This window comes from Elstera litoralis (genome assembly GCF_000963705.1).
Taxonomy (GTDB): domain Bacteria; phylum Pseudomonadota; class Alphaproteobacteria; order Elsterales; family Elsteraceae; genus Elstera; species Elstera litoralis.
The window spans coordinates 1-11,180 of record NZ_LAJY01000084.1 but is presented as its reverse complement, the minus strand read 5'-3'; the positions used below and the strand labels follow the sequence as shown (position 1 = coordinate 11,180).

Genomic DNA, 11,180 nt, shown 5'->3' with positions numbered 1-11,180 from the left:
TTTTGGAGCGTGGGCACCGGCAAAGCCAGTTCCGCGCCGGGGCCGACCCGGTTCACGTCTATCTCAGCATTGCCGCCCTGGGCTATTATTACCTGTCAAATCACCATACAACTTCGATTATTTTTAGTCGGGAATTTGTAAAATCGGAAGAATTAAAGCGCTGGGGCGAGCATATTGCCGATATGATTGTGTCGTATCTTCGCGTCTAATTAAAATAAAAAATCGCAATCGGCGGCCCTTGACGGGGTTTGTAAACCGTGTCTGATTAGTAACCATCTGGTTATAACGGCGGCCTAAGCAATGAGCCGCCCCTTTCCGATGGGGAAACGACAATGGCGACGATCCGGCTCGGCATCATCATGCACGGCATCACCGGCCGCATGGGCTACAATCAACATTTGGTGCGCTCGATTGTGGCGATCCGCGACCAAGGCGGCGTGCTGCTGGCCAATGGCGACCGCGTTATGCCCGATCCTATTCTCGTGGGCCGCAACGCGGAGAAGATTGCCGAAATCGCCAAGCGCCACGGCATCACCCGCACCACGACCGACCTTACGGCGGCCCTCGCCAATCCGGACGACACGCTGTTTTTCGACGCGGGCTCGACGCAAATGCGCGCAGCCCTGCTTACGCAAGCCATCCACGCGGGCAAGCATGTCTACTGCGAAAAGCCGATTTCCGAAGATGTCGGCACCGCCCTCACCCTCGCCCGCCTCGCCACGCAAAAGGGCATTAAGAACGGCGTGGTGCAGGATAAGCTCTACCTGCCGGGCTTGCGAAAAATCAAAATGCTGCGCGACAGCGGCTTCTTTGGGAAGATTCTCTCCGTGCGCGGCGAGTTCGGCTATTGGGTGTTCGAGGGCGATTGGCAACCCGCCCAGCGCCCAAGCTGGAATTACCGCAAGAATGATGGCGGCGGCATCATTCTCGATATGCTCTGCCACTGGCGCTATGTGCTGGATAATCTCTTCGGCGAGGTCAAGGCCGTCTCCTGCCTGGGCGCGACCCATATTCCGAGCCGGGTGGATGAGCAGGGCAACACTTACGTCGCCGACGCCGACGACGCCGCTTATGCCACCTTCGAGCTTGAGGGTGGCGTGATCGCCCAGATCAATTCCTCCTGGGCCGTGCGCGTGCGCCGCGACGATCTCGTGACCTTCCAGGTCGATGGCACCCACGGCTCGGCGGTAGCGGGGCTCACCCGCTGTTGGACGCAGCACCGCGTCAATACCCCCCGCCCGGTCTGGAACCCCGACCAGCCGCAAACGATGAACTTCGCCCAGCAGTGGGACGAAGTACCGGACAATCAGCCGGTCGATAATGGCTTCAAGGTGCAGTGGGAAGAGTTCATCCGTCATCTCGTCGCCGACGCTCCCTGGAAGTTCGATCTGATGCAAGGCGTCAAGGGCGTGCAATTGGCCGAACTTGGGCTGAAAAGCTGGCAAGAACGCCGTTGGCTCGACGTGCCGAAACTGGAGGCTTAAGCGATGCCGAGCCTTACTCTTCCCGGCCCCGGCGGCACGCTCGCGCCCTATACGGTCAAAAACGCGCCCTTGCCGCGCCCGGCAGGAACGCCGCAGTTCAACCGCATCGCCTTTGCCGCCGCCCATGTCGTCGTCGATCCCCTGGCGGAGAATTGCCCCTGGGTCGATAGCGCCGTCGATTGGGATAAAACCATCGAGTTCCGCGAATACCTGTGGGATCTCGGCTTCGGCGTCGCGGAAGCGATGGATACCGCCCAGCGCGGTATGGGGCTGGATTGGGCGGGCGCGCAGGAGTTGATCCGCCGCTCGCTCGCCGCCGCCAAACCGCGCAAGGGTTTGGTCGCCTGCGGGGCCGGGACCGATCATCTCGCCCCGGAGAATGCCAAGAGCCTCGACGATGTGATCCGCGCCTATGAGGAGCAGTTCGCCTTCATCGAAGGGCTCGGCGGGCGCATCATTCTGATGGCGAGCCGCGCGCTCGCCCGCATCGCCACCGGCCCCGACGATTATGTGAAGGTCTATGACCGGCTGTTGCGGCAGGTTAAGGAACCCGTCGTTATCCATTGGCTCGGCGACATGTTCGATCCCGCCCTCAAAGGCTATTGGGGCTCGACCGACGATTACGCCGCGATGGATACCTGCCTGACCGTGCTGGAAGCCCACGCCAGTAAGATCGACGGTATCAAGATTTCGCTTCTGTCGAAGGAAAAAGAAATTGCGATGCGCCGCCGCCTGCCGAAGGGCGTGCGCATGTATACGGGTGACGATTTCAACTATGCCGAACTGATCGCGGGCGACGATCACGGCTATTCGGACGCGCTCTTGGGCATTTTCGACGCCATCGCCCCCGCCGCCTCGGCCGGGCTGGCTGAGCTTGCTGCGGGGAATCTCGCGTCTTTTAACGCCATTTTGGAGCCGACGGTTCCGCTGAGCCGCCATATCTTCCAAGCGCCGACGCGCTTTTATAAGACGGGCGTCGTCTTCCTCGCCTATCTCAATGGCTTGCAGGATCATTTCCTCATGCTGGGCGGGCAGCAAAGCGGGCGGTCGGTGCAGCATTTCGCCGAACTCTTCCGCCTCGCGGATACGGCGCGGGTGCTGCGCGACCCCGATCTTGCGACCGAACGCATGCGCCGCGTGCTCGCCGTCGCCGGGATCGTTTAACGATGGGCAGCGACTCTCCCACCGTAAAGCTGCTGGACGCCGATCTGTTCGAGCGGCCCGTCAGCTTCCGCCTGCCTTCCGCTTTGGCGCGGTCACGGTGCGGGACGCGCCGCAGGCCTTCGTTCGGGTTCGTATCCGGCTGGAGGATGGGCGCGAGGCCGTGGGCCAGTCCGCCGAACTGATGGTGCCGAAATGGTTCGACAAGAATTCCGCCCTCAGCAACGCGGATAATTTCAACCAGCTCCGCACAGCGCTGCGGATCGCGAAAACCCATCTGCTCGCCGCCGATAGCGCCACGGCCTTCGGCCTTAGCGCCTCGGTGGAAGCCGCCCATCACGCCGCCTGCGCCCAACGGGGGCTCGGCGGGTTGATCGCCTCCTTCGGGCTCGCGCTGCTGGATCGGGCTGTACTGGATGCGCTGTGTAAAGCCTATGGGCTGCCTGCGGTCGCCGCGCTTCAACGAAACTTACCGGGGCTGGACGCGCGCACCGCGCCCGATCTGGTCGGGTTCGATCTCGATAGTTTCCTTGCCGCGCAAACCCCGGCGGATCGCATCAATATCCGCCACACGGTCGGGATGATCGACGCGATTACCGACGCCGAAAAGCCCGCCGACGGGCCACAGGACGGGCTGCCGAATAGCCTCGAAGCCGCGATTACCGCCTATGGCCACCGCTTTTTCAAACTAAAGCTCTCGGGAAATGCCGACGCCGATCTGGACCGGCTTACCCGCATCGCGGCGCTGCTGGACCGCCTACCCGACTATCGCCTCACTCTGGACGGTAACGAGCAGTTCCCCGACGCCGATTCGGTGATCGCGCTCTGGGAGAAGATCGCCGCCGAGCCGCGCCTTGCCCATTTTCGGGCGAATATACTATTCCTGGAACAGCCGATTGCCCGTGCGGTGGCCTTGTCCGCGCCGATTCACGCGCTCGCGGCCCTGGTGCCAGTGGAAATTGACGAATCGGATGGCGAAATGGGCGCTTTCGTAACGGCGCGCACCCTCGGCTATACGGGGATTTCGTCGAAAAGCTGCAAGGGCCTGTATCGGGCGATCCTCAACCGAGCGCGCGTAGAGGCCTGGGGGCGCGGTTTCTTCATGTCCGCCGAGGATCTCACCACCCAAGCCGGGCTTGGCGTTCAGCAGGATCTACTACTGGCGGCCTTCATCGGGGCTGAGCATATCGAGCGCAACGGGCATCATTACGTCGATGGGATGGGCAGCGCGCCGCCGGGCGAACAGGCGGACTTCCTTGCTGCGCACCCCGATCTCTACGCCCGCGCGCCGCAAGGACACGCCCGGCTCACAATCGAGAACGGCGCGGTGTCGCTAACCTCGCTTCTGGCGTCGCCCGGCCTTGGGTCAGCGGCAAGTCCCGACTGGTCAGCGCTTAGCCCGCTCGCCGCATAAGAAAAGGCCGGATCAACGGCCAAACTTTCCGAGGAAACGCCCATGTCACTCACGGGACTCTCGATCAATCTTGCCACGGTGCGCCAGCAGTGGGGCTTGAAAGACGCTATCGACGCCTGCCTTGCCCAAGGCATCACGGCGGTCGCCCCCTGGCGCGATCAGGTAGAAAAGCAGGGTTTGGCGGAATCCGCCAAGATCATCAAGGACAATGGCATTCGCGTCACCGGCCTCTGCCGGGGCGGGATGTTTCCCGCCGCCACCCCCGACGGGATTGCGGCCACGATTGACGATAATAAACGCGCGGTCGACGAAGCCGCCGCCCTCGGGGCCGACTGTCTCGTCCTCGTCGTTGGCGGCCTGCCCGTCAATTCGAAGGATATCACCGGGGCTCGGCAGATGGTCGCGGACGGTATCGCCGCCGTTCTGCCCTACGCCCGCGCCTCGGGTATTCCGCTCGCCATTGAGCCTCTGCACCCGATGTATGCGGCGGACCGCGCTTGCGTGAACACGCTTGGTCAAGCGCTCGATCTCTGCGACGCCCTGGGCGATGGCATCGGCGTCGCCATCGACGTGTACCACGTCTGGTGGGATCCCGATCTTGCCGCGCAGATCGCTCGCGCCGGGCGGGACAGCCGCATTCTCGCCCATCACATCTGCGACTGGCTGGTGCCGACGCGCGACCTGCTGCTGGACCGGGGCATGATGGGTGATGGCGTCATCGACCTGCCCGGCATCCGCCGCCAGATCCAAGCCGCCGGGTTCCACGGCCCGCAGGAGGTGGAGATTTTTCTCCGCCGAAAATTGGTGGAAGCGCGACGGGCACGAGGTTCTGAAAACCTGCGTCGAGCGCTTTCAAACGGTTTGCTGAGGAGCACTCAAAAAATGACCCAAACAAGAGCAAAACCCCGCGTCGCCCTCATCGGTACCGGCAGCCGTGGCACCCGAACCTGGGGCAAGGAATTGCTCGATGGGTTCAGCGATCAAATCGAGCTCGTCGGTATCTGCGATTCCAACCCCATCCGCCGCGCCTTTGCCGCCGATTTTATAGGGCGGGACGCGCCACTGTTCGACGATCTCACGAGTATGCTCGCCGCCGTCAAACCCGACACCGTGATCGTCTGTACCCGTGACTGTGACCACGACCGCCACGCGATTGAAGCGATGGAGGCCGGGGCGGACGTAATCATCGAAAAGCCGATGGCGACCACTGCCGAGAAATGCGCCCGCATTCTGGAAGCCCAAGCCCGAACCGGGCGGCGGGTGGACGTTGGCTTCAATTATCGCCACGCCCCGACCTCCACGCGGATCAAGCAGGAACTACTGTCGGGGAAGATCGGCGAGGTGGTTTCGGTCGATTTCCACTGGTATCTCGATACGGTACATGGGGCCGATTATTTCCGCCGCTGGCATGCCAACCGCGAGAATTCCGGCAGCCTCTTCGTCCATAAGGCCACCCATCATTTCGACCTACTGAACTGGTATCTCGACGCCGAACCGCAAGAGGTTTTCGCCCGCGCCGGCCAGCGCCACTACGGCAAGAACGGCGTTCAGCGCGGCGAAACCTGTTCCACCTGCACCGGCAAGGCCGAGTGCGGTTTTGCCCTCGATGTTGCGGGCGACCCGTGGTTGAACGCGCTCTACGGCACGGCCCACACGGCCGACGGCTACCACCGTGACCGCTGCGTGTTCCGGCCCGAGATCGATATTCCCGATACGATGACCGCCGATATTCTCTACGATAGCGGTGTGCAGGTGGCCTATTCGCTGAATAGCTTTATGCCCATCGAAGGCTATCATCTGGCGTTCAACGGCACCAAAGGCCGCATCGAAATCCGCCAGTACGAGGGCCAGCCCTGGCAGGAACCGGATGTCGATACAATCCTGGTGATTCTCAATAATCGGACCGTGGAGAAGATCGAATTGCCCTTCACGCGCGGCGGCCATTTCGGCGGCGATATTCGCCTGCAACGCATGATCGTCGAGCGCGATTTGCCCGATCCCTATGCCCAGCGGGCCGATGCGCGCGCGGGGGCCTTGTCCGTCTTCTGCGGGGTTGCCGCCCTGCAAAGCGCCGATACGGGTCGTTCCGTGAAACTCGCCGATCTGCCGGGGTGGGATTTGGTCACGCAACGCTGATCCCATAAGAAAGGCCGGAGGATTTCCCCTCCGGCCTTTCAGCTTAAAGCTTGCCGCGCCGCGCCAAATTCTCCATCAGCGCGCGCGTTCCGAAAACCCAGGGCGGGCAAGCATCGGTGCGCTGCACCCAATTGACGAGACGGCCCAGGCTGGGGGTTGCGATTTCCACTCGGTCGCCGAGTTCGTGGGTAAACCCTTGTCCCGGCGCGCGGCGGTCTTTGGTCGGGGCGAACAAAGTGCCGCAGAAGAGCACCGCCCCATCGGGATATTGATGGTGCGCGTTCAGCAGTTGCGCCGCCAAATTCTCCGGCGGGCGGCTGATGACTTCCATCCGGCTTTCGCCTTCCATCACGAACCCATCCTCGCCGGTTACGCGCAACGTCACGCGTAGTTTTTTTACCGTCTCCAGCGAAAAAGCCCCGTCGAACAGGCGAATGAACGGCCCCAGCGCGCAGGAGGCGTTATTATCCTTGGCTTTGCCGAGCAGCAGCGCCGAACGGCCTTCGACATCGCGCAGATTAACGTCATTCCCCAAGGTCGCGCCGATGATCTGCCCACCGGACGTGAGAACCAGCACAACTTCCGGCTCCGGGTTGTTCCAGTTGGAAATCGGGTGAATGCCCACCGCGCGCCGCAGCCCACCGCCGCCATTGGCTGCGCCTTGGTGAAAATCTCAGCGTCCGGGCCGATGCCGACTTCGAGATACTGCGACCATAGCCCCAAATCTTGCAGCGCCGCCTTCACCGCCGCCGCGCGGTCGGACCCGGCGACCAGCCCGCGCAGATTATCGCCCAGGATCGGGGCGAGCCGAATGCGGATTTCCTGCGCGCGGGTTGGGTCGCCCTTGGCCTGTTCCTCGATGACCCGTTCCAGCATGCTGTCGGCAAAGGTCACGCCCGCCGCCTTCACCGCCTGTAAATCGACCGGCGCGAGCAATTGCCCCGCCGTTCCCGCGAGATAATCGTCGAGGCTGCCAAGATCAGGAAAATCCACCCCGTCCCGCAGTACCGCCGCAAGATCGGGTAAGTCGAGCAAGCCCGAAACCGTCGGGGCCAGCGCGGACACATCCAGCAGCCGCCCGCCGCGCACCAGCACGGGGCACGGCCCCGCCTCGGCCAACGACCAAACCCGCCCGATCAGCAAGGCACGGTCGGCATCCTCGGGCAGAATTTCAGTAGCGGTGAGCGACATGGGATTTCCTCCAAAAACGGCGCTGGCACCGCCGGAGACGACGGCCTAACGCTCTCTTAATTTGTCGGACAATATAGCTGATTTGGCGCGCTAAACGCAAACGCCCGATCTGCTGCCAGATCGGGCCGTGGCTTTTAAGATCGTGTCTGAAGGTTACGGCTGACGCACGCGCCCTTTCCAATTTCGCCTGAACCGGGGAGTTCTTGGCGATATAGGCGGCAACACTATCTTCCAAATTCGGGCCAAAGTCATAGGCATCGACGGCATTGGTCTTGAAGACTGTGTAGCCATCGCCGCCCCGACGCATGAAGTCGTTGGTGGCGACGTTATAAACCGCGTTCGGATCAAGCGGCTGGAAATTGCCGTTGCGCTTCACCTCGACCGAAACAATGCGGCTGCCCGCAGGCTTTTTCGGGTCCCAGCTATAGCGCAGGTTGCTGGAGACCTGCGGGAAGCGGCCTTGGTTTTCTTCGACCTTCGACACGCCATTTTCCAGCGCCGCCACCACGTCCGAGCCCTTCAGCTTCATCGTGGCGATCGTGTTCTGGAACGGCAGCACGGTCAGCACATGGCCGAGCGTTACCGGGCCTTCGCCGATAGAGGCACGCACGCCGCCGCCGTTTTGAATGGCGAACTCGGTGCCCTTGGAGGCAGTGGACCAAACCAGCGCATCGGCCACCAGATTGCCCATCAGGCATTCGCCCTTGCGGCAGGTGCTGGCATCGAGCGAAACGCCGGAGGTGCCAACCGGCTTATTCTTCATCTCCGTAATCGGCGCGTCGAACTTATTAATTTCGCTGCGAATGGCTTTATCTTCAGCAACCGAGGCATCGAGCAAAATCGGCTCGCCCTCGTAAGAAGAAACCACGCCCTTCGCGTCGAAGGTCACGTCGAGACGGCCCAAATATTGGCTATAGGCCGCTGCCGTCACGATCAGCGTGCGCCCGGCCTTGCCGTTCACGACGATGGGGTACGGGCCTTCGGCTTCCTTGACCTTATTCGACAGCAGCGTGTGCGAATGGCCGCCGACGATAATATCGATCCCATCGACATTCTTGGCGATTTCCTGATCGCGAATCCAGCCGCTGTGGGTGAGCGCGATGATCTTATCGATGCCGAGGCTTTTCAGTTCCTCAACCGCCTTTTTCAGCGGGCCGTCTTCGTGGGCGAAGCTCACGGTCGGCCCCGGCGAGGAGGTGATGGGGGTATCGTCGGTGGTGGCCCCGATGATGCCGATCTTCTGGCCGCCGCGTTCGATAATCGTATAGGGCTGGAACAGACCTTGGAGGCGCGGCTCTTTACTGACATCGACATTCACCGACAGAACCGGGAACTTCGTGCCCTTCAGAAAATCGGCCAGCACGCCGGGGCCGTCGTCGAACTCGTGATTGCCGAGCGACATAGCGTCGACATCGAGCAAATTCACCGCCACCAGATCGGCCTTGCCCTTGTAAACTGTGTAGAAGAGCGAGCCCTGGAACTGGTCGCCGGCGTGCAGGAACACCGAATGTCCGCCGCCCGCCTTAACCTGCTTGGCGATTTCCTGGGCCTGATAGCCGATGCGGGCGACGCCGCCGAAGCACTTCTTCTCTTCCTCTTCCTTCGGGGAACAGGTAGTGCCGAACCGATTGATTGGCAGCAGGCGCGAGTGAATATCGTTGACGTGCAGAATCGTCAATTTCAGCGGGGCCGGGGCTTGGGCGAATGCCCCCGCCGAGAGGAGCGCCGCGACCGAGACGGTCAGCAGGGAAGAGCGGGTGAACAGCATGGCGACGGTCAGTCCTTCATCAGGTTTCGTCCAGTGTCACCATTCTATAGCCAGAGTCGATGACGCCTCAATGATCGACGGGGCATTTTATGGGGGTAAAGATTTTTTTCCGTCCCCCCGCATCCCCCTGTAACCTCATCGCCGTAAAGATCGAACCAGAGACAAGACGGTGCAATCCCGTCGAAACGATGAGCTGCGGCGGTGCTACCGCCTCCTTTCCGGGAGAGAATCATGAGCGTTCCGATGTCCAAGAAAAGCTTAGGTGTTGCGTCCATCGCCGGGGCCGTCGCTATGGCCGCCGTTGCCTTCGCCGCAACGCCCGCCACAGCGCAAGCGAAAGAAAAATGCTACGGCATCGCCAAGGCCGGGCAGAACGATTGCCAAACCGGCAGCAGCTCCTGCGCGGGCACTTCGAAGGTCGATAATCAACCGGACGCGTGGAAATATGTCCCCGCCGGAAGCTGCGCGGGCGCGGGTGGTGCCTTGCAGCCGAAAAAGGCCTAACCGCCTCATCTGGCAGAGGAGGCGCGGCATGATCGATCTTGCGCTTGCGCCTCCTCTTGCCCTAGGGCCTGCTGTGGCGGCAACGGCAGTGGGAATTGGACTGCGCGCCGATCACCACTCGGATTTCGCCGCGCTGGTAGCGCAACCGACGGCCCTGCCCGTCGATTTCCTCGAAATCCATGCGGAAAATTACCTGCACCCCGGCAGTCCAACCCAGCGCTTGCTGCTGGCCTTGGCCGAGCGCGTGCCAATCAGCCTGCATTGCGTCGGGCTTTCGCTCGGCTCGGCCGAAAGTGTGGATGAAATCCATCTTTCCCGCATTGCCGATCTCACCGAAGCCTGTTCCCCAGCACTGATCTCCGATCATTTGGCCTGGTGCCGCGTCGGCGGGCGCTATTTGAACGACCTCCTCCCCCTTCCCTACACATCGGAGGCCTTGGAGGTTCTGGCGCGGAATATCGACCGAGTGCAAACCCGGCTTGGGCGTAAAATTCTGCTGGAAAACCCCTCGACCTATGTCGGCTTCACCGAAAACGACTGGCCGGAGGGGGCGTTTATCGCCGAGCTGCTGCGCCGAACTGGCTGCGGGCTGCTGCTGGATGTGAATAACCTCTACGTCTCGGCGCAGAATCAGGGCCTGCTACCGGAGGACTGGCTTGCGACCTACCCGCTGGCCGTCGCCGAGGAAATCCATTTGGCGGGCCACACGCACCGCGACGGGCCGGAAGGGGGGATCTTGATCGACACTCACGCTGCCCCCGTCGCCCCGGCGGTTTGGCAGCTTTATGAAACAATTCTCGGCCAAATCGGCCCGCGCCCGACGCTCATCGAATGGGACGCCGATTTACCGGATCTGGCGATACTGCTCGCCGAAGCCGAGGCCGCCCGCCAGCGGATGCCCTCATGAGCCTCGCCGCGCAGCAAACCGCTTTCGCCGCCTATCTCCTGGGCGCGAGTGACGCCCCGCCCGCAGGCTTGCACGCCCCCGAGCGCGCCCAGATTTACCGGAATAACGTCCGCCTCTCCCTCACGGCGGCCCTGGCGGCGAATTTTCCGGTGACGGCGACCTTGGTTGGAGCGGATTATTTCGCCCAGGCCGCCCGGCATTTTCTGCGCGCTCATCCACCGGCGCGGCCCGATATGGCCAGCTATGGCGCGGATTTTCCGGCCTTCCTCGCCACCGCCCCCGGCATGGCCGATTTCCCCTATGTGGCGGAGGTCGCGCGGCTGGAGCGCGCTATGATCGAAACGCTACTCGCCCCCGCAGCCCCCGCCCTCGCGGCGTCCGATTTTGCCGCCGTGCCGGAGGCGAGTTTCGCCGCCCTGCGCTTCACCGCCCATCCAAGCGCGCGGCTGGTTCAATCGTCTTTTGCGGTCGCCGACCTGTGGCAGGCCCATCAAACCGCCGACACGCCCGATCTCTCTAGCCTAGCGCTCGATGAGCCCCAGAGCCTCGTTTTTTTTTAACCCGCCCCGACGGGCGGGTGGAATGGCGCGTTCTCGCCCCGGACGCGCCCAGTTT

10 protein-coding genes and 1 pseudogene are annotated in these 11,180 nt (G+C 62.4%); 8 read left to right on the top strand and 3 right to left on the bottom strand.

The window, feature by feature from the left end:
- The 5 genes and pseudogenes from VZ95_RS25060 to VZ95_RS26645 all read left to right on the top strand — a co-directional run.
- A pseudogene (locus VZ95_RS25060) lies at positions 1-209 on the top strand (TetR/AcrR family transcriptional regulator); the annotation flags it as partial.
- Between the two features lie 123 nt (positions 210-332).
- Positions 333-1,484 (top strand): Gfo/Idh/MocA family protein, encoded by a 1,152-nt coding sequence (locus VZ95_RS04365; protein WP_045774787.1) that lies wholly within the window; start codon positions 333-335, stop codon positions 1,482-1,484.
- Between the two features lie 3 nt (positions 1,485-1,487).
- Complete coding sequence (locus tag VZ95_RS04360; RefSeq protein ID WP_045774786.1) at positions 1,488-2,648, top strand: dihydrodipicolinate synthase family protein; 1,161 nt, start codon at positions 1,488-1,490, stop codon at positions 2,646-2,648.
- A 97-nt stretch (positions 2,649-2,745) separates the two neighbouring features.
- Positions 2,746-4,059, top strand: a complete 1,314-nt coding sequence (locus VZ95_RS04355) for an enolase-like domain-containing protein (protein WP_198148083.1) — start codon at positions 2,746-2,748, stop codon at positions 4,057-4,059.
- Between the two features lie 42 nt (positions 4,060-4,101).
- Positions 4,102-6,195 (top strand): TIM barrel protein, encoded by a 2,094-nt coding sequence (locus tag VZ95_RS26645; protein ID WP_232302474.1) that lies wholly within the window; start codon positions 4,102-4,104, stop codon positions 6,193-6,195.
- A gap of 43 nt (positions 6,196-6,238) precedes the next feature.
- Here the strand turns inward: VZ95_RS26645 and VZ95_RS28490 are convergent, their stop codons facing one another.
- From VZ95_RS28490 to VZ95_RS04340, 3 genes are read right to left on the bottom strand one after another with little or no spacing between them, the layout of a single operon-like run.
- A complete protein-coding gene (locus VZ95_RS28490; protein ID WP_332307975.1) occupies positions 6,239-6,685 on the bottom strand; it encodes a hypothetical protein in 447 nt (148 codons plus the stop codon).
- Complete coding sequence (locus tag VZ95_RS04345) at positions 6,592-7,386, bottom strand: hypothetical protein (protein ID WP_332307974.1); 795 nt, start codon at positions 7,384-7,386, stop codon at positions 6,592-6,594. Before VZ95_RS04345 ends, VZ95_RS28490 begins: the two co-directional genes overlap by 94 nt.
- Positions 7,367-9,154 (bottom strand): bifunctional metallophosphatase/5'-nucleotidase, encoded by a 1,788-nt coding sequence (locus VZ95_RS04340; protein ID WP_084627567.1) that lies wholly within the window; start codon positions 9,152-9,154, stop codon positions 7,367-7,369. The genes VZ95_RS04345 and VZ95_RS04340 overlap by 20 nt, the downstream gene beginning before the upstream one ends.
- Positions 9,155-9,385: 231 nt before the next feature.
- Between VZ95_RS04340 and VZ95_RS04335 the strand changes: the two genes are divergently transcribed.
- From VZ95_RS04335 to VZ95_RS04325, 3 genes are read left to right on the top strand one after another with little or no spacing between them, the layout of a single operon-like run.
- Complete coding sequence (locus tag VZ95_RS04335; RefSeq protein ID WP_232302473.1) at positions 9,386-9,658, top strand: BufA1 family periplasmic bufferin-type metallophore; 273 nt, start codon at positions 9,386-9,388, stop codon at positions 9,656-9,658.
- Between the two features lie 28 nt (positions 9,659-9,686).
- Positions 9,687-10,565 (top strand): MNIO family bufferin maturase, encoded by an 879-nt coding sequence (bufB, locus tag VZ95_RS04330; RefSeq protein WP_045774785.1) that lies wholly within the window; start codon positions 9,687-9,689, stop codon positions 10,563-10,565.
- Positions 10,562-11,125, top strand: a complete 564-nt coding sequence (locus VZ95_RS04325) for an HvfC/BufC N-terminal domain-containing protein (RefSeq protein ID WP_052711471.1) — start codon at positions 10,562-10,564, stop codon at positions 11,123-11,125. The genes bufB and VZ95_RS04325 overlap by 4 nt, the downstream gene beginning before the upstream one ends.
- Positions 11,126-11,180 lie beyond the last annotated feature (55 nt).